At 74.4% G+C, this 18,690-nt stretch carries 16 protein-coding genes and 1 tRNA gene; 13 read left to right on the forward strand and 4 right to left on the reverse strand.

What is annotated here, in order from left to right; all coding sequences use genetic code 11:
• The first annotated feature begins 10 nt into the window (after positions 1–10).
• Both ACFWDO_RS09985 and ACFWDO_RS09990 read left to right on the forward strand, forming a co-directional pair.
• Positions 11–1,435 (forward strand): gluconate:H+ symporter, encoded by a 1,425-nt coding sequence (locus tag ACFWDO_RS09985; protein WP_380318079.1) that lies wholly within the window; start codon positions 11–13, stop codon positions 1,433–1,435.
• A gap of 45 nt (positions 1,436–1,480) precedes the next feature.
• The gene (locus ACFWDO_RS09990) at positions 1,481–2,614 is read left to right on the forward strand and encodes an alpha/beta hydrolase (RefSeq protein WP_380318082.1); all 1,134 of its coding nucleotides are present in this window, start codon (positions 1,481–1,483) and stop codon (positions 2,612–2,614) included.
• On the opposite strand, the gene ACFWDO_RS09995 is transcribed toward ACFWDO_RS09990, so the two are convergent.
• Both ACFWDO_RS09995 and ACFWDO_RS10000 read right to left on the reverse strand, forming a co-directional pair.
• Entirely contained in the window at positions 2,568–3,110 is a 543-nt protein-coding gene (locus tag ACFWDO_RS09995) for a GNAT family N-acetyltransferase (RefSeq protein WP_380318085.1), read from the reverse strand. The genes ACFWDO_RS09990 and ACFWDO_RS09995 overlap by 47 nt on opposite strands.
• 144 nt (positions 3,111–3,254) lie before the next feature.
• Positions 3,255–3,758: a low molecular weight protein-tyrosine-phosphatase gene (locus ACFWDO_RS10000; RefSeq protein WP_380318125.1), complete on the reverse strand. Its 504-nt coding sequence runs from the start codon at positions 3,756–3,758 to the stop codon at positions 3,255–3,257.
• A gap of 124 nt (positions 3,759–3,882) precedes the next feature.
• Between ACFWDO_RS10000 and ACFWDO_RS10005 the strand changes: the two genes are divergently transcribed.
• The gene (locus ACFWDO_RS10005; protein WP_380318088.1) at positions 3,883–4,806 is read left to right on the forward strand and encodes an SDR family oxidoreductase; all 924 of its coding nucleotides are present in this window, start codon (positions 3,883–3,885) and stop codon (positions 4,804–4,806) included.
• A gap of 336 nt (positions 4,807–5,142) precedes the next feature.
• On the opposite strand, the gene ACFWDO_RS10010 is transcribed toward ACFWDO_RS10005, so the two are convergent.
• On the reverse strand, positions 5,143–6,102 hold the full coding sequence (locus tag ACFWDO_RS10010) for a diguanylate cyclase domain-containing protein (RefSeq protein ID WP_380318091.1): 960 nt from the start codon (positions 6,100–6,102) through the stop codon (positions 5,143–5,145).
• 140 nt (positions 6,103–6,242) lie between these two features.
• Here ACFWDO_RS10010 and ACFWDO_RS10015 point away from each other — a divergent pair, with 140 nt between their 5' ends.
• Together ACFWDO_RS10015 and ACFWDO_RS10020 are read left to right on the forward strand one after the other, a co-directional pair.
• Positions 6,243–7,145, forward strand: a complete 903-nt coding sequence (locus ACFWDO_RS10015; protein ID WP_380318094.1) for a GNAT family N-acetyltransferase — start codon at positions 6,243–6,245, stop codon at positions 7,143–7,145.
• Entirely contained in the window at positions 7,142–7,945 is an 804-nt protein-coding gene (locus ACFWDO_RS10020; protein WP_380318097.1) for an alpha/beta hydrolase fold domain-containing protein, read from the forward strand. Before ACFWDO_RS10015 ends, ACFWDO_RS10020 begins: the two co-directional genes overlap by 4 nt.
• Positions 7,946–7,949: 4 nt before the next feature.
• Here ACFWDO_RS10020 and ACFWDO_RS10025 read toward each other — a convergent pair whose 3' ends face one another.
• Positions 7,950–8,822: a hypothetical protein gene (locus tag ACFWDO_RS10025; RefSeq protein ID WP_380318100.1), complete on the reverse strand. Its 873-nt coding sequence runs from the start codon at positions 8,820–8,822 to the stop codon at positions 7,950–7,952.
• A gap of 133 nt (positions 8,823–8,955) precedes the next feature.
• Between ACFWDO_RS10025 and ACFWDO_RS10030 the strand changes: the two genes are divergently transcribed.
• The 8 genes from ACFWDO_RS10030 to pknB all read left to right on the forward strand — a co-directional run bounded on the left by ACFWDO_RS10030 (position 8,956) and on the right by pknB (position 18,640).
• Positions 8,956–9,039, forward strand: a tRNA-Leu gene (locus tag ACFWDO_RS10030).
• A 305-nt stretch (positions 9,040–9,344) separates the two neighbouring features.
• On the forward strand, positions 9,345–10,064 hold the full coding sequence (locus ACFWDO_RS10035) for an FhaA domain-containing protein (protein WP_380318103.1): 720 nt from the start codon (positions 9,345–9,347) through the stop codon (positions 10,062–10,064).
• Between the two features lie 10 nt (positions 10,065–10,074).
• A complete protein-coding gene (locus ACFWDO_RS10040) occupies positions 10,075–10,572 on the forward strand; it encodes an FHA domain-containing protein (protein ID WP_380318106.1) in 498 nt (165 codons plus the stop codon).
• A 7-nt stretch (positions 10,573–10,579) separates the two neighbouring features.
• Complete coding sequence (locus ACFWDO_RS10045) at positions 10,580–11,950, forward strand: Stp1/IreP family PP2C-type Ser/Thr phosphatase (RefSeq protein ID WP_380318109.1); 1,371 nt, start codon at positions 10,580–10,582, stop codon at positions 11,948–11,950.
• A complete protein-coding gene (locus ACFWDO_RS10050) occupies positions 11,947–13,506 on the forward strand; it encodes an FtsW/RodA/SpoVE family cell cycle protein (protein WP_380318112.1) in 1,560 nt (519 codons plus the stop codon). Before ACFWDO_RS10045 ends, ACFWDO_RS10050 begins: the two co-directional genes overlap by 4 nt.
• Positions 13,503–14,972 carry a peptidoglycan D,D-transpeptidase FtsI family protein gene (locus ACFWDO_RS10055; protein WP_380318116.1) on the forward strand — a complete coding sequence of 490 codons (1,470 nt, stop codon included), beginning with the start codon at positions 13,503–13,505 and terminating at the stop codon, positions 14,970–14,972. Before ACFWDO_RS10050 ends, ACFWDO_RS10055 begins: the two co-directional genes overlap by 4 nt.
• Entirely contained in the window at positions 14,969–16,615 is a 1,647-nt protein-coding gene (locus ACFWDO_RS10060; RefSeq protein ID WP_380318119.1) for a serine/threonine-protein kinase, read from the forward strand. The genes ACFWDO_RS10055 and ACFWDO_RS10060 overlap by 4 nt, the downstream gene beginning before the upstream one ends.
• Complete coding sequence (gene pknB, locus ACFWDO_RS10065) at positions 16,616–18,640, forward strand: Stk1 family PASTA domain-containing Ser/Thr kinase (protein WP_380318122.1); 2,025 nt, start codon at positions 16,616–16,618, stop codon at positions 18,638–18,640.
• Positions 18,641–18,690: the final 50 nt, after the last annotated feature.

Consider the following 18,690-nt stretch of genomic DNA (forward strand, 5'->3'; position numbering starts at 1 on the left):
GACCCCTCCGATGCGATCACTGCTGCAGGCGGCAGCCGACGACCCCACCCTCGACCTGATCAACCAGCCGTGGGACAGCCACGACACGCAGGTGCTGGTGGTCACGGCCATCGGCATCGCGCTCGTCGTGGTGTTCATCGTCGTGATGAAGATGCACGGCTTCCTCGCCCTGATCCTCGGGTCGGTGTTCGTGGGGATCGGCTCCGGCATCGCGCTCACCGACGTCGCGAAGACGATCGAGGCGGGCGTGGGATCCGTGCTCGGCGGGGTGGGCGTCCTCATCGTGCTCGGCGCGATGCTCGGCAAGCTCCTCGCGGACTCCGGAGGAGCCGACGAGATCGTGGCGAAGATCCTGCGCGGTGGCAAGGGCAGCCTGCCGTGGCGCATGGCGCTCATCGCGTTCATCATCGGCATCCCGATGTTCTTCGAGGTCGGCCTGGTGCTGCTGATCCCCGTGATCATGCTCGCCGTCCGGCGCTCGGGCCTGCCCGCGATGCTGCTCGCGATGCCCGCGCTCGCCGGCCTGTCCGCGCTGCACGGCTTCATCCCGCCGCACCCCGGCCCGCTCGCCGCCATCGCCAACCTGGGTGCCGACGTCGGCACCACGATGGCGCTCGGCCTGCTCATCGCGATCCCGGTCGTCGTCCTCGCCGGCCCCGTGTGGGGCCGGTTCGCGGCGCGGCTCGTGCCGATCGGCGCCCAGGGCTCGGGCGGCGGCATCGTCGCCGAGGACGCCGGCTCGGCCGAGGAGGGGACGCTCGCCAGCCGTCGCCCCACCTTCGCCCTGACCCTCACGACGATCCTCAGCCCGGTGGTGCTCATGCTGCTGCGCGCCGCCGTCGAGGTCTGGGGCGACCCGTCCGCGGGGTACTACGGGTTCATCGTCTTCATCGGCGAGCCGATGATCGCGCTGCTCATCGCCGTCCTGCTCGCCATGGTCACCTTCGGCACGAGCGTCGGCTTCTCCCTGTCGGGCATCGCGTCGAAGATGACCGACAGCCTCAAGCCCATCGCGAGCGCCACGATGATCGTCGGGGCGGGCGGCGGCTTCAAGCAGGTCCTGGTCGACGGCGGCACCGGCATCGCGATCGGCAAAGCCGCCGTGGCCATGAGCCTGTCCGTGCTGCTGCTGGGCTGGATGATCGCCGCGCTGGTGCGCATCGCGACCGGCTCGGCCACGGTCGCGACCATCACCGCGTCCGGCATCGTGGCGCCGCTCGCCTCGGGCCTGTCCCCGACGCACCTCGCGCTCGTCGTGCTGGCCGTCGGCGCCGGGTCGCTGATCCTGTCGCACGTGAACGACGCGGGGTTCTGGCTGGTCAAGGAGTACTTCGGCATGACCGTCGGGCAGACGTTGAAGACGTGGACCGTGATGGAGACGCTCATCGCCGTGCTCGGCCTGGCCTTCACCGCGCTGCTCTGGCTCGTCGTGTAGCGCGGTCCGGTCGCGCGCGCGCACCGGGTTCCTTACCTTCGGGGCGTGGAGGACCCCGGCACCGACAGCACCCCGCAGCCCGACGCCTGGCAGCCCGACGTGCTGCCCGGCTTCGAGCAGCGCACGCTGCGGCTGGCGGACGACTTCGAGGGGGAGGTCGTCGCGACGCTGGTGCGACGGGCGCTCGGCCCGGGCGACCCCGGGGGTGGGGTGCCGGACGCCGGCGTCGACGTGCTGTACGTGCACGGCTGGACCGACTACTTCTTCCAGACCCACCTCGCCGCGTTCTGGGAGCGGCAGGGCGCGCGGTTCTACGCCCTCGACCTGCGCAAGTACGGCCGCAGCCTGCGCGAGCACCAGACGCCCGGCTTCGTCACGGCGCTCGTGACGTACGACGAGGACATCGAGGCCGCGCTGGCCGCCATCGGGCACGGCCCGGAGCCGTCGTCGGACCGCCGGCTCGTGCTCATGGGCCACTCGACGGGCGGGCTGGTGCTCAGCCTGTGGGCGGCGCACAAGCCGGGCCGTGCCGCGGCGCTCGTGCTCAACAGCCCGTGGCTGGAGTTCCAGACCCGCAGCGTGGGCCGCTGGATGCTGGAGCCGGGGCTGCGGGCGCAGGCGGCGCTCGCGCCGCGCAGCCACCTGGTGAACGTCGACCTCGGCTTCTACGTGCGCAGCGTGTCCGACCGCTACGACGGGGCCTGGCAGATCGACCCCGCCTGGCGCCCCGACAACGGCTGGCGCACCACCCCGGCGTGGCTGACGGCCATCTTCCAGGGGCAGGACCGGGTGTCGCGCGGCCTCGGCATCGACGCCCCCGTGCTGGTGCTGCTGTCGGCGCGCTCGACGGCGCCCGTGCGGTGGACCCCGGAGATGCTGCGCTCCGACTCGGTGCTGGAGGTGGGCGGCGTGGCGCGGCGCGTGCCCGCGCTCGGCAGCCTCGTCACGCTGGTCCGGCTCGACGGCGCCCTGCACGACGTGACCCTCTCGGCCCCCGACGTGCGGGAGGCGGTGTGGCGCGAGACGGCCCGCTGGTTCGCCGCCTACGTCCCGCCGTGGCCCGCGCCCGAGGAGCCGGAGCCGGAGCGGGCGGGGTCGTGGTGGCGGCGGACGTTCCGGCGGAGGGACCGCGTCACAGGTCCCGCACCATCTCCAGCTCCTCCCCCTGCTCGAGGGTGAAGCGGACGCCCGAGGGCGCGAAGCCGAGCTTGCGGTAGGCGGCCTGTGCGCGCGGGTTGTCGACGTGCACGCACAGCCGCGCCCGCTCGACGCCCTGCCCGCGACCCCACTCCTGCACGCCGTCGAACAGCCGCCCCAGCAGGCCCGCGCCCCGGAACTCCGGCCGCACGAACACGCCCACCAGGTGCACCTGGCGCCGCTCGACCGGGCCGCCCAGCACGTCCGTCGCGCCCGGCTCCTCGACGAGCCCGGTGACCGCGCCCACCCAGCAGCCGTCCTCGTCGACGGCGACGTACGCCGCCACCGCGTCGCTCGTGGCGGCCGTGGCCGCGCGGTGCTCCCAGAACACGTCCTCCTTGGCCGCGGCCACCTCGTGCGTCTCGAGGAACGCGACGGGGGCCGCCGGGTCCAGCAGCGCTGCGAGGCGCAGCTCGCGGGTCTCGCGCCACTCATCGGCGCGGGCGCGGCGGACGGTGAGCGTCGGGTGCGTCGTCATGCGGGCGATCCTTCCATCCCGGCGTCCCGTCGAGCCGCGGGATTCCGACCCTGCCGCGCCGGGGGCCCTCCAGAGGACGACACGGCGGCGGGCCAGACGGCGTGTCGCTCGGTGTGTCGTCGGCGCCGCGGACCGGCGGCCGGTTCAGTCGCCGAGCCGCGCCCGGACGTGCGCGACGACGCCGTCGGCGGCGGCCTCGATCTCGGCCAGGCAGTCCTCGAAGCCGGCCTCGTCCCCGTACCAGGGGTCGTCGACGTCGAGCCGCTGCTCGTCGCCGCCCGGCTCGACGACGGGCGCGTCGGGGTCGAACGAGCGGTACATCCGGATCTCGGCGAGGCCGTCGGCGGGCGAGCCGTCCACGAGCCGCCGCAGGCGCCGGGCGTGCTGGGCCGTCATGGGCAGGAGCAGGTCGTAGGAGGCGAGATCGTCGCGCGTGACCTGGCGCGCGCGGTGACCGTCGCCGACGGGGTAGCCGTGGGCCGCCAGCGTGCGGCGGGCACGACGGTCCACGGGGTTCCCGTGCTCCTCGTCGCTGACGCCGGACGAGCCGACCTCGACCCGGTCGCCGAGGCCGGCGGCCTCCAACCGGTCGCGGAGCACGATCTCCGCCATCGGGCTGCGGCAGATGTTTCCGGTGCAGACGGTCATGACGCGGTACGGGGTGGCACTCACCGGCCCATTCTCGCCCGGCTCGCCCGGTCCACCCTGCCGAGGTCCCGCCGGGTCGGCCGCTCGACGGGCCCCGCGGACGCGGTCGTGCCTACCGTGGGTCATGGCGAGATGGGCGGCGGACGGGTTGATCGCCGTGACCGGGGCGAGCGGACGTCTCGGGTCACGGCTGGCGTTCCGGCTGGCGGCGGAGGGCGCGCGGCAGCGCCTCGTCGTGCGGGACCGGGCGCGCACCCCGCGCCTCAGCGACGGCCGTCCGCTCCCGGTCTCGGAGGTCGCCCTCGCGGACGGGTACCAGGACACGGCCGCGATGCGGGCGGCGTTCGAGGGCGTGCGCACCGTCTTCCTCGTGAGCGCCCGCGAGGCCCCGGACCGGGTCGCCCAGCACACGGCGACGATCGACGCGGCCGCGGCCGCGGGTGTCGAGCGCCTCGTCTACACGTCGTTCGCGGGCGCCGCCCCGGACGCGGTGTTCACTTTCGCCCGCGACCACTGGCACACCGAGCAGCACCTGGCGGAGGTCGCGGCGCGCACGGGCCTGCGCTGGACGGTGCTGCGCGACAACCTCTACCTGCACGCGCTCAGCACGTTCGTCGGGCGCGACGGCGTGATCCGCGGTCCCGCGGGGGACGGTCGGGTCGCGGCGGTGTCGCACGACGACGTCGCCGACGTCGCGACGGCCGTCATCCTCGACGAGCGCCCCGCGCGGCACGACGGCGCGGTCTACGAGGTCACGGGGCCGGAGGCGCTCACGCTCGACGAGGTCGCGACGATCCTCGGTCGGGCCGCCGGGCGTGACATCACCTACCACCCGGAGACCGAGGAGGAGGCCTACCGCTCCCGGGCCGGGTACGGCGCCGAGCCGTTCGAGGTCGAGGGGTGGGTGACGTCGTACACCGCGATCGCCGCCGGGGAGCTGGCGCACGTGTCCGACGACGTCGGCCGACTCGTGGGCCGGCCCGCCCGCTCCCTGGCGCAGTGGCTCGACGACTACCCGGGCGAGTGGGCGCACCTGCGCCGCGCCTGAGCTCCGGGACCGTCCGGCACCGGTCGCGTTCACCCTGGGGAAAACCCTTGGCCTCCCCGCGGCGGCGGGCGTAGCGTCGTCGGCACATGAGAAAGGAGGTGATCGGAGCAGTGAAGACTCTTCGGACCCATGAGGTGGTCGCGCGCTAGTCGCGTGCGCCCTTGAGCGTTTCGCGCTGTCCCCCTGACGACCAGGTCGTCCAGGCCGACGGCGCACGGGACGGGTAGCGAGTTCCTCGCGACCACCGGATCCCGCGGGTGCCGTGCCCTCGTCCAGCATGGCAGGAGGTTCGACCTCCAGCCCGCGGGCTCTTTGCTGTCCGGGGCCGACCGCACCTCAGACCAGCACCGCCGCGCGCCGCTCACGCAGGAGGCGCCGTTCCGCCTGGGCGACCAGCTCGTCCGCGCCGGCCGCCCCGGCCACCGACCACGCCGCCGCGGAGTGCAGCGTGGGCCAGGCGACCGGGTCGATGCCGCCGGACGGCTCGGCCAGCTGCGCCAGCAGGTGCTGCCGCAGCGCCTCGGCGGACGCCGCCGCCTGGAGGTCGTCCATCGCCGGCAGGGTCGCGAGGACGGCGAACCCGTCGCCCTCCACGCGCCCGGCCTCGCACCCGGCGGGCAGCGCCGCCTCGAGCCGCGCCGCCAGCTCGACGAGCACCGCGTCGCCGGCGGCCTGCCCGCGCTCGGCGTTGAGCGCGGCGAGCGCGCGCACGTCGAGCAGCACCAGCACCACGCGCGTCGCACCGCCGCGCACGAGGGCGCAGCGCCGGGTGAGCGCGTACCAGGTGGCGGGCCGGCCCTGCAGCCGTGTGAGCGGGTCGTGCGTGGACCGGTCCGCGAGCTCGGCGACGACCGCTCGCATCACGTCGGCCGTGCTCGCGGTGCCCCACGACGCCGGGCCGGGGACGAGGACGTCGTCGTAGCGCCGCGCCGCGGTCCGGGACATCGCGAGCCCGGCGACGTCCGCCACGGGCGTCCCGGGCCCGACGACGAGCGGGGCCCAGTCGGCCACGGCGCCGGTGGGCCGCCGCTCGAGGACGGCGCGCCCGTACCCGAGGCGACCGGTGAGCGCCGCGGCCAGCCCCGCGCGGGTGACGATCCCGGTCCGGGACGTATCGGCGTCGTCCTGCACCGCGACGGAACCCACCTCGGGCCGCCGGAACATCACCTCGAGCTCGCCGACCGGCATCGTGGAGCCGACCACGAGCACCGGCTGGGTCAGCTCCGCGATGGTGCCGGCGGGCGTCGTCTCGCGCGGGGCGACGTGGCGGGCCAGTCGGGCGATCTCGTCGTGCACAGCGGCAGTATGGCCGCGGCCAGGGCCGTGGTCGGGTGGTCCGACGAGAAGTTCGCCGAGCGTTCGCGCACCGTTCAGCAGAGCCGTCCGGGCGAGAAATCTCCGGTGCCCGCGGCGACGCCGCCCGCTAGCGTGCACGCATGCACGACCCGACCCCCGCGTGGCAGCTCACCGAGGACCCGCAGGCCTTCCTCGACGCGGTGGCGGGCGTGCTCGCCGCCGACCCGGTGCGGGCGACGATCGTCGCGACGACGGCCCAACGCCTCATGGAGCGCGCCGCCCGGGGGGAGCCGGCGCCCGACCACCCGCACTGGTTCGCCGTCGCGCGGACGGCGGACGGGGAGGTCGCCGGCGCGGCCATGCGGACCGCGCCCGCGCCGCCGTACCAGGCCCACCTCATGCCGATGGACGCGCGGCTCGCGACGTCGCTGGCCGACCTGCTCCTCGCGCGCGGGGAGGTGGTGCCCGCCGCGAACGGCGCCCAGGGCCCGGCCACCGCCTTCCTCCGGCGGATGGGCGAGCACGCCGGCGGCGACCTGGAGCTCGCGCGCCCGAGCCGGCTGTTCGAGCTCGGCACGCTGGTCCCGCCGGCGCGCGCGCCAGGGGGCGGGCCGCGGCTCGTCGCCGCGGACGAGCTGGACGTCGCCCACGCGTGGATCGGCGACTTCGCGGCCGCCGCGGACGCGCAGGCCGGGCGCGCGCCAGGCGCGACGGTCACCCCGCCGCCCCGCGACACGGTGGAGCGCCGCGTCGCCGACCGCAAGCTCTGGTGGTGGGAGGACGACGGCGAGCCCGTGTCGCTCGTCGGCTTCATGGGCCCGGCGCTCGGCGTGGCCCGCATCGGCCCGGTGTACACGCCCGCCGTGCACCGCGGCCGCGGCTACGCGGGGGCCCTGGTCGCACACGTGTCCGCGCTGCTGCGCGACGCCGGACACCGCGTGTGCCTGTTCACCGACCTGGAGAACCCGGTGTCGAACGCCCTCTACGAGCGCCTCGGCTACCGCAAGGTGGTCGACATGGGCGAGCTGCGGATCGCGTCATGACCTCTGACGACGCCCGCGGCGTCCCCGACGTGGCCGGGCTGCGGCGCGGCGCCCGCGAGCGCGCGCTGGCCCGGCCGCGCCTCCCGTTCGCGGGCGCGGTGGAGGACGCGGTGCACGACGGCGTCGCGCTGCGCCGCTACACGCCGGAGGCCCGGCACCCCGGGGCGGCGGCCGTCTTCCTGCACGGCGGGTACGGCCTGTTCGGCGACCTCGAGCTGCAGGACGGCTGGTGCCGCCGTGCGGCGGAGGCCCTGGGCGTCGTCGTGCTGTCGGTGGACTACCGGCTCGCCCCGGAGTCGTCGCTGGACGACGCGGCGGCGGACGCGCTCGCGGCCGTCGACCTCCTCGCCCGGGAGGGTTTCGACCGGCTGTACCTGGACGGCGACTCCGCCGGTGGCGCGGTCGCGACCCTCGCCGCGGCGCGCGGCCGGCACCCGCTCGCCGGGCTGCTGCTCACCAACCCGAACCTCGACCTGTCGCTGGCGACCTACGACGACTCCCTGCCCGGCGGACCCGGCCGCGAGCTCTCGGAGTACGCGATGCGGGCGTGGACGGGCGTCGCGCCGGCGTCCGCGCCGCGCCTGCACCTGTCGGCGCGGGGCCTGCCGCCCACGGTCCTCGCCGTCGGCGAGCGGGACTCGCTGCTGCCGGAGGCGCGCGCGCTGGCCGCGGCGTGCCACCGCGACGGCGTGCCGTGCCGGCTGCTGGAGCTGCCCGGCGCGGAGCACGGGTTCGTCGGCACCCCCCTGGCGGGCGAGGTGCTCGCCGGAGCCGCGGCGTTCTTCGGCCTCGGAGCCTGACCGGTCAGCGCCCGAGGTCGGCCGCGGAGCGCAGCGCGTCCCGCCGCGCGAGGCCGGCGAGCAGGTCGGCCACCTGCACCCGGGGGTCGCGCCGGGAGTCCACCTGCCGCACGCCGAGCAGCGGCGGCGGGGCGGGGGACACGGCCGCCGCGAGACTCGCCGCCAGGAGGGCGGTGCGCTGCGGGGTGAGCGCGCTCTGCTCGTCGTGCACGACGGCGACCGACCGGCTCCCGCCGCTCCACCGCAGCGCGGTCCCCGCGAGCGCCGGGACCAGCGGCTCGAGCGGCGGCGGGACGGCGGGGTCGCCGTCGAGCAGGCGTCCGAGCACCCCGACGACGTCGGCCGGGGTGAGCGTGGCGAGTCCCGGCAGGTCGCGCGGGGCCAGCGCGAGGAAGCGGTCGACGGCGCCGCGATCCACCCGGCGGCGGTGCTTGAGCCGCGTCATCGCGACGAACGCGGCGAGGAGGTCCCCGCGCTCCCGCAGCGTCGCCGCGGCCGCGCCGTGGTCACGGCCGAGCGGCGTGCCGTCGAGGTATGACGGCGCCCCGCCCAGCAGGTCGAGCACCCGCCCGGCGAGGTGGTCGCGCTTGTCCACGACCTCCACGGTCGACCGCCCGTCGAGCACGTCCCGGAACCACGCCACCGCCTCCGGCTGCCCGGGCCGCAGCAGCAGGTGGGCCTTGTGCTCGGTCGTCCCGCGATGGTGGAACCGGGTCCGCAGCGTGCCGAGCAGCTCCGCTGCCTCCGCCTCCGTGAGGTCGACGCCCGCGTGCACGATCACCGGCGACGCCGGGTCCAGCAGGTTGGTCCCGGAGAACCCCGACTCGTCGCACGCGACCTCGACGACGGCGGCAGGCTCTCCGGCGGGCACGGGCATGCGCCCATCCTGGATCGGCGCGCAGGCGCGGCACCACCAGATTGCCGCGCCGGGGACAACTGTCGCGGGCCGTCACGGCACCCGACAGGCGATTGGGGACCACCCCCTGCGCCGTGCTAATCTTCTGCGGCACGCGCGAGTGGCGGAATAGGCAGACGCGCACGGTTCAGGTCCGTGTGCCCGAGAGGGCGTGGGGGTTCAACTCCCCCCTCGCGCACGTGAAGAGAAGGTCCCGGTCAGGTTCTCCTGGCCGGGACCTTCCGCGTTCCGGACCCGCTCGAGCCTCTGGAGGGGCGGGTACGGGGTGCTCCTGGAAGGGTGGCGGTGGCGGCCGTCCGGCAGCCGAGCTCGTCCTGGCGCAGGTCGCGGGCGCGTGCCGTCACCTCGCCGTGACCTGCGGGTCCTGGTTCTGCGCCGAGCGTTCGCAGGAAATCCACACCGCGCGGAGGGGTGGTGCTGCGCCCCTGCCTACGATCTAGATAGTCTGCCCGCGAACGAGTCGGGCCGACGGGAGGAGGTGGCATGGGCGCCCTGGAGCGCTTCGAGAAGAGCGTGGAGCGCGTGATGAACAACGCGTTCGCGAAGGTTGGACGCAACAGCGAGATCAAGCCGGTCGAGCTGGCGAGTCGTCTGCGGCGCGAGGTGGACGACCGCGCCGCCGTCGTCGGGCGCGACCGCACGGTCGTGCCGAACGAGTTCACCATCGAGCTGTCCACGGCGGACTTCTCCCAGATCGACGCCTGGGGCGCGGAGACCATGGCCGACGAGCTCGCGACGAACCTCACCGAGTACGCGGCGTCGCAGCACTACGCCTTCGTGGGGCCCGTCAGCGTCTCCTTCGAGGAGCACGAGGACATCGCCGCCGGCCGCTTCGAGCTCCGTTCCGCCACCGTGCGCGGGAACGTCGCGCCGGCCACCTCGGCCGCGCCGTCCACCCGCCACCCGCTCATCGACATCGACGGGCAGCGCTACCTCCTCACCGGCCCCGTCACGGTCATCGGCCGCGACGCCGAGGCCGACATCGTCGTGGACGACCCGGGCGTCTCGCGCCGACACCTGGAGATCCGCGTGACGCCGGACGGCGTGGTCGCGACCGACCTGGGCTCCACGAACGGCCTGTTCGTCGAGGGCCACCAGGTGCCCGCCGCCACCCTGCTCGACGGCAACACCCTGACCATCGGCCGTACCCGCATCATGTTCTGGACCGGCAGCGCCTCCGGCCAGCAGACCGAGGGCTGGTGATCTCCCCAGGATGAGCGAGCTGACGATCACCCTGCTGCGGCTGGGCTACCTGGTGCTGCTCTGGGTGTTCGTGCTCTCCGCGATCGCGGTGCTGCGCCGCGACCTGGCCCCCCGGGGCGGCCCCCGCGCGTCGCGGGCGGAGCGCCGCCGGACCGACGCGGCACCCGCCGCCACCCCGGCCGGCGCCGCCGCGGCCCCGGCCCCGCCCCGCCGTTCCGGCCCCACGCGACTGGTCGTCACGACCGGCCCGCTGACGGGCACCACGCTCCCGCTGACGTCGGCGTCGATCCTCATCGGCCGGTCGCCGGGGTGCACCCTCGTGCTGGACGACGACTACTCGTCGTCGCGGCACGCCCGCATCTTCCCGCAGGGCGACCAGTGGTACGTGGAGGACCTCGGGTCGACGAACGGCACCTTCATCGGGGACACCCAGGTGTCGGGACCGCAGCCGCTGGCGCCGGGTGTCGGCGTCCGGATCGGCCAGTCCGTCGTCGAGCTCCAGGGGTGACCGCTCCGTGACCCTCACCCTGCGCTACGCCGCGCGGTCGGACGTCGGCCTCGTGCGGTCCAACAACCAGGACTCCGCGTACGCCGGGCCGCACCTGCTGGTCGTGGCCGACGGCATGGGCGGCCACGCGGGCGGCGACGTCGCGTCGCGCCTGGCGATCGCGGCGCTCGCGCCGCTCGACCGCACCGAGCACGGCCCCGAGGAGGCGCTGACCGACCTCGAGCACACCGTGGAGCGCGCGCGGCAGGACCTGGTGCGTGCCAGCGACGCCGACCCCGAGCTGGTCGGCATGGGCACCACGGTCACCGCCCTGCTGCACACCGGCACGACGCTGGTCATGGCCCACCTCGGCGACTCGCGCGCGTACCTGCTGCGCGACGGCCGCTTCACGCAGGTCACGGTGGACCACACGTTCGTGCAGCACCTCGTCGACACCGGCCGCATCTCGCCGGAGGAGGCGGAGCACCACCCGCAGCGCAACGTCGTCATGCGGGTGCTGGGCGACTTCGACGTCGACCTGACCCCCGACATGTCCGTCCGTGAGGCGCGCGCCGGCGACCGGTGGCTGCTCTGCTCCGACGGGCTGTCCGGGTTCGTCACGCCCGACCAGATGGCCGAGGTCCTCACCGAGACCCCGTCGCCCGACGAGGCCGCGGACCTGCTGATCACGCTGTCGATGACGGCGGGGAGCACCGACAACATCACCGTCGTCGTCGCGGACGTCGTGGACGACGACGAGCAGCCCGACCAGGCCGCCAGCGCGGCCGCCGACCAGGCCGAGGGCAGCACCGTTCCGCAGGTCGTGGGCGCCGCGGCCACCGGCGAGCTGCCTGTGGTCCTCCAGACCCCGGCGGAGGCCCCCGCGGAGGCCCCGGCTCCCGCGGAGACCGACGACCCCGACGACGACGACCCCGACGACGAGGCGGACGACGCCGACGCGCGCCCGCGGCGGAAGCGGCGCCCCTGGATCACGGTCCTCGTGCTGCTGGTCGTCCTCGGCGGCGTCGGGTACGGCCTGTGGTGGGCGTACGGCTGGACGCAGCAGCAGTACTACGTCGGGGTCGCGGACGGCGAGGTCGCCGTCTTCCAGGGCATCCCCGCCAGCGCCGGCCCGATCACGCTGTCCACCCCCGTGGAGCTCACCGGCACGCCGGTCTCCGACCTGCCCGACTACTGGGCCGAACGCCTCGACGGGTCCATCCGGGCCTCGTCGGAGGCCGAGGCGCGCGAGCGCGCGGACCGGCTCATCGCCGAGGCCGCCCCCGAGCCCACGCCTACCCCCACCCCCACCCCGTCGACGACGCCGAAGAGCACGCCGACCCCCAGCACCACGGCAAAGGCGAAGGACACCGAGGCCGACGGGGGGTCGAAGGGGTGAGCGCCGCCGTCGAGACGCCCGCCGAGCGCACCGTCGAGCCCACGGAGCGGAGGCCGGCGCGCCTGGCCGAGCTGTTCCTGCTGATCCTCGCGCTCGCCGCCGGCATCACGGCGTTCGCCATGGTCGGCCGCAGCGTCACAGGCTCGCTGCCCACCGAGTTCTGGCCGGTCAGCCTGCTGTTCGTCGTCGTCGCGCTCTCCGCGCACGTCGTCCTGCGCGTCCGCGCGCCGTGGGCGGACCAGGTGATCCTGCCCGCCGTCGTGCTGCTCAACGGCCTGGGCCTCGCGATGATCCTGCGCCTCGAGCTCGCGGGCATGAAAGGCGCGAACGCCTGGGCGCAGATGATGTACACGGCGCTGGGCGCCGTCATCGCGGTGCTCATCGTGTGGTTCCTGCGCGACCACCGCTGGATCCGCCGCCTCACCTACACCGCCATGCTGGTGGGCCTCGGCCTGGTCGTGATGCCGCTCCTGCCCGGCATCGGGACCGAGATCAACGGCGCCCGCATCTGGGTCAACATCGCCGGCTTCTCGCTGCAGCCCGCCGAGTTCGCGAAGATCGCGTTCGCCATCTTCTTCGCCGGCTACCTGGTGACCAACCGGGACACGCTCGCCCTCGCGGGCAAGAAGGTGCTGGGCCTGCAGCTGCCGCGCATCCGCGACCTCGGGCCGATCATCATCGTGTGGGCGGCGTCCCTCGGCGTGCTCGTCTTCGAGCGCGACCTCGGCACGTCCCTCCTGTTCTTCGGCCTGTTCGTGGCGATGCTGTACCTCGCCACCGAGCGGTTCAGCTGGGTCCTCATCGGCCTCGTGCTGTTCGCGGCGGGCGCCCTGCTCGCGACCTCGATGTTCTCGCACGTCGCGGCCCGGATGGAGGTGTGGCTGCACCCGTTCGACGCCGAGCTCTACGCCTCGGGCTCGTCGTACCAGATCGTGCAGGGCACGTTCGCGATGGCGGCGGGCGGCCTGTTCGGCACCGGCTGGGGCGAGGGGTACCCCTACAAGGTCCCGTACGCGTTCTCCGACTTCATCTACTCGTCGCTGGGCGAGGAGCTGGGCCTCACGGGCCTGCTCGCGATCCTCATGACCTACCTGCTGATCGTGCAGCGCGGCCTGAAGACGGCGGTCGCGGTGCGCGACGGCTTCGGCAAGCTACTCGCCGGCGGCCTCGCGTTCGTCATGGCGCTGCAGCTGTTCGTGGTCGTGGGCGGCATCACGCGCATCATCCCGCTGACCGGCCTGACGCTGCCGTTCATGGCGCAGGGCGGGTCGTCGCTGCTGGCGAACTGGATCGTCATCGCGCTGCTCCTGCGCATCTCCGACAACGCGCGGCGCCCGTCCGCGCTGCCCATGCGCGGCACGGTCGCGCAGGGCGGGGCCATGCACGACCCGATCGTCGTCGGTGCCCACGACGCCCGGCCGGGCACGGGCACGCCCGCGGCCGGCACCCCCGTCCGTCGCTCGGCCACCGACGCTCCGTCCCGCGGGTCCACCCCGGCGGACGCGACCCAGACCATCGACCCGTACCGCGACACCCGAGGGGGTGAGCAGCAGTGAACACGACCCTGCGCCGGCTGGCGGGCGTCGTCATGGTCATGTTCCTGGCGCTCATGGTGTCGACCACGTGGATCCAGTTCTTCCACGCGGACGAGCTCAACAACGATCCGCGCAACGTGCGCTCCATCTACGCCGAGTACGGCAACGCGCGCGGCCCGATCGTCGTCGACGGCGAGGCCATCGCGTCGTCCACGCCGGTCGACGACCCGTTCGGGTACCAGCGCAAGTACGCGCAGGGCCCGCTCTACGCGCCCCTCACCGGCTACTTCTCCCTGGTCAGCGGCCGGTCGAAGATCGAGGACACGGAGAACGACTTCCTCAACGGGCAGGCCGACGCCCTGTGGATGGACCGGCTGCAGAACCTGCTCACCGGGCGCGACCCGGAGGGCTCCTCCGTCGAGCTGACCATCGACGCGAAGGCGCAGCAGGCCGCGGCGGACGCCCTCGGCGACCAGCGTGGCGCCGTGGTCGCCGTCGAGCCGTCCACCGGCAAGATCCTCGCCCTGGTGTCGAACCCGACCTTCGACCCGAACGACCTCGCCACGCACGACACCAAGAAGGCCAACGACGCCTACGAGAAGCTGGCCAACGACGACGACGACCCGCTGCTCAGCCGCGCGACGGCGTGGGCGTACCCGCCCGGGTCCACCTTCAAGCTGGTGACGGCGGCGACCGCCATCGAGTCCGGCGACTACACGGAGGACACCCAGATCGACGCCCCGGTGACGTACACCCCGCCGGGCACCGAGAAGGCGATCCCGAACTACGGCGGCGAGTCGTGCTCGCCCACCGGCAAGATGTCGCTCGCCGACGCGCTGCGGATCTCCTGCAACACCGCGTTCGCGGAGCTGGGCGTCAAGCTCGGCAACGAGGCGATGTACGACCAGGCCAACAAGTTTGGCTACAACTCGCCGTTCGAGGTGCCGTTCAGCACCACCAAGAGCGTCTTCCCGGCCCCCGACGACCCGGCGTGGGCGCCCCCGTTCGAGGCCTACAGCGCCATCGGGCAGTGGAGCAACCAGGCCACGCCGCTGCAGGTCGCGATGATCTCCGCCACGATCGCGAACGGCGGCACGATGATGGCGCCGTACTCGGTGGACACCATCCGCGACCCGCAGCTCGAGGTCGTGCAGCAGACGTCGCCGCACAAGCTGGAGCAGTCGATCTCCAAGTCCACGGCCGACCAGCTCACGGACATGATGGTCGGCGTCGTCGAGAGCGGCACCGGCACCGCCGCCCAGATCTCCGGCGTCAAGGTGGCCGGCAAGACCGGCACCGCCCAGCACGGCGACACGACCAAGACGAAGCCGCACGCGTGGTTCACGGGCTTCGCGCCCGCCGACGACCCGAAGGTCGCCGTGGCCGTGATCGTCGAGGACGGCGGGTCGACCGGCTCCGAGGCCACCGGTGGCCGCGTCGCCGCGCCGATCGCGAAGGCCGTCATCGAGGCGGTGCTGAACGGATGAGGCCGAGCACCGGGCTCGCGCTGGGCGAGCGGTACCGGCTCACGCGCCAGATCGCCGTGGGCGGCATGGGCGAGGTCTGGGTCGCCGACGACGGCTACCTGGGACGCGAGGTCGCGGTGAAGGTGCTCCGCGAGGAGTACACCGGCAACGAGGACTTCCTGCGCCGACTGCGCACGGAGGCGCGCAACAGCGCCGCCCTGTCGCACCCGAACATCGCGCAGATGTACGACTACGGCGAGCAGGACGGCGCCGGCTACCTCGTCATGGAGCTCGTGCTCGGGGAGCCGCTGGCCGACCTGCTGGAGCGCGAGCCGGTCGTCGCGCCCCGCAAGCTGCTGCCGATCCTCGCCGCGACGGCGCGGGGCCTGCACCACGCCCACCTGGCAAAGGTGGTGCACCGCGACGTCAAGCCCGGCAACATCCTGCTGGAGCACGGCGGCAGCGTGAAGATCACCGACTTCGGCGTCTCGCTGGCCGCCAACCAGGCCCCGATGACGGCCACGGGCATGGTCATGGGCACCGCCCAGTACCTGTCGCCCGAGCAGGCGGTGGGGCAGCCCGCGACGGCGGCGTCGGACGTGTACGCCCTCGGCGTGGTCGCGTACGAGGCGACTGCGGGCAAGCGACCCTTCACGGGGTCGACGCCCGTCGACATCGCGGTGGCGCACGTCAACGCGCCCGTCCCCCCGCTGCCCACGCACGTGCACCCCGGCCTCGCGGACGTCATCGGCCGCATGCTCGAGAAGGACCCGTCGCGCCGGCCCGAGTCGGCGGCCGCTCTGGCGGGCGAGCTCGAGTCGCTCGCGCGGGAGATCGCGGAGGACCCCCTGGGGGCGCGCTCCCGGTCGGCCCGCCGGGTCGCCGCGGCCTCCCGGCCGGGCGCCCGGCCCGCCCGGTCCGTCCCGGCGCATGCGGCGCCCGCGCCGCGCCCCAGCACGCCCGCGACGCCGCCGGCCACCCCCATGCCCGTGTCGTGGGCGTCGGTCACCTCGCCCGACGAGGCGCGCTCGACGGCGGACCGTGCGTCGACGCCCGAGCCGCGGCCGGAGCCCACCCCCGCGACCCCGGGCGGCGACGACGTCGCGCGCGCCTTCCCCTCGCGGCGCGACGTGCGCGCGGGCACCCACGACGCCCGGCGCCCGGCCGTCCGCGGTGCCTCGCCGACGGCGGCCGCGGCCCGCGGGCGCGCTGCCGCCCCCGCGACGGCGGCGAAGCAGGAGGCGCGCCGCACGTCGACGTCCACCGGGCGGCGCTTCGGGCCGCTCGGACGCCTCTCGTGGCCGCTGCTCGCGCTCCTCGGGCTGCTGGTGGTGCTGCTGATCGCCACCATGGTGCAGGCGATGGCGGCCGGCGCGGACGCCCAGGCCGCGGCACTGTTCCTCGGCCCCGCCCTCGCGCTGACGGGCGGACGACCCGCGCCCTTCTCGACCCTCCCTGCGACACCTGGCACAGCACCTGGCTCAGCACCCGGCCCGACACCCCGCGCGGCGCTGCGCGACGTGCCGGGCCCGACCTCGGGCGCCGGCGGCGACACGGCGCCGTGCCCGACGACCGTTCGCGCGGGCGTCCCTCCCTACTCTGGGATGATGCTCCGAGACACGCCGCGCGCCGCGCGCGCGGCCATGACCGAGAAGGACGACTGAGTGGTGGACAACACGCCCCGGGTACTCGCGGGCCGGTACGAGGTCGGTGAGCTCATCGGCCGCGGCGGCATGGCCGAGGTGCACATCGGGCACGACACGCGCCTCGGCCGCACCGTCGCGATCAAGGTGCTGCGGTCCGACCTCGCGCGCGACCCGTCGTTCCTGGCCCGGTTCCGCCGCGAGGCGCAGTCCGCGGCGGCCCTGAACCACCCCGCCATCGTCGCCGTGTACGACACGGGCGAGGACACCTTCACGGACCCCCAGGGCGCCACGGTGCCCATCCCGTTCATCGTCATGGAGTACGTCGAGGGCCACACGGTCCGCGACATCCTCCAGGACGGCGCGGCGGTGCCGATCGAGGAGGCCATCGAGATCACGGCGGGCGTGCTCAGCGCGCTCGAGTACTCGCACCAGGCCGGCATCGTGCACCGCGACATCAAGCCCGCCAACGTGATGATCACGCCCACGGGCGCGGTCAAGGTGATGGACTTCGGCATCGCGCGCGCGATGGCGGACTCCGCGGCCACGATGACGCAGACCCACGCCGTCATCGGCACGGCGCAGTACCTGTCGCCCGAGCAGGCCCGCGGCGAGACCGTGGACGCCCGCAGCGACATCTACTCCACGGGCTGCCTCCTCTTCGAGCTGCTCACCGGCCGCCCGCCGTTCATGGGCGACTCCCCGGTGGCGGTGGCGTACCAGCACGTCGGGCAGGCGCCGCAGCGCCCCAGCGAGCTGGCGTCGGACGTTCCCGAGGTGCTCGACCGCATCGTCCTGAAGTCCCTCGCGAAGGACCGCGACGCCCGGTACTCGACGGCCGCGGAGTTCCGCTCGGACCTCGAGACCGCGCTGCGCGGCGGCGACGTGACGGCGCCGCTGCTCGGCGCGGCCGCGGCCGGCGCCGCCGCCACGCAGGTGCTCGGCCAGGGCGGCGCCACCCAGGTGATGGACCCGGCCGGGACGTCGCAGTGGGGCGCGACCGCCGTGCAGCCCTCGCCGGGCGGCGCGCCGCCGGAGGAGGAGAAGAAGAGCCGCAAGGGCCTGATGTGGACGCTGATCGCGATCGGCGCGATCGCGCTGGCCACGATCATCACGCTCATCGTCATCAACTCCGCCGGCGAGGACAACGTCACCGTCCCCACGCTGTCGGAGACGATCACCCCGGCCGAGGCGGAGCAGCAGATCACCCAGGCGGGCCTGAAGTACGCCCAGGAGACCGACGCCGACTCCACCGAGCCGAAGGACACGTTCCTGGGGCAGAACCCCGACGGCGGCCAGCAGGTGGAGCGCGGCAGCACCGTCACGGTGACCTTCTCCGCCGGTCCGGACACGATCGCGGTGCCCGACCTCGCCGGGCTGTCGAAGTCCGAGGCGGAGCAGAAGCTCACCGAGGCCAACCTCGTGCTCGGCAACGAGTCGCAGGCCAACAGCAAGACGGTCGCGAAGGACCTCGTCATCAAGTCGGACCCGGCCAAGGGGCAGGCCGTGGACGAGGGCACCACCATCGACATCGTCGTGTCCACGGGCCAGGTCGACCTGCCGAACCTCGTCGGCATGTCGAAGGAGGACGCGGAGGCCAAGCTCGCCGAACTCGACCTCAGCTCGGACAGCAGCACGGAGGAGAGCGACGAGACGCCGGGCACCGTCATCCGCCAGAGCCCCAACGCGGGCTCGGTGCCGCAGGGCAGCCGGGTGTCCATCGTCATCGCCAAGGAGAAGGCGCCGGAGAAGACGAAGGTGCCCGACGTCGTCGGGCAGCCGGCCGCCGACGCCCAGGCGTCGATGGGCGACTCCAGCCTCAACCCGGTGATCGACTACGCGCCGTCCGACACCGTCCCCAACGGCACCGTGATCAGCACCGACCCGCCCGCCGGCACCGAGGTCGACGCCGGCTCGAACGTCACGGTCGTCGTGTCCAGCGGTCCCGAGGTGGGCGACACCCCGACCGACGAGCCGACGACGACGGAGACCCCGCCCGAGGGCGACGACGGGGGCCTGGGAGACATCCTGGGCGGGGACGGCTGACCCTACCTCCTCGCGGCGCCCGCCGAGAACGAGGAACGCCGGCCGTGACC

The sequence above is a fragment of the Isoptericola sp. NPDC060185 genome (genome assembly GCF_042728595.1).
GTDB lineage: Bacteria > Actinomycetota > Actinomycetes > Actinomycetales > Cellulomonadaceae > Isoptericola.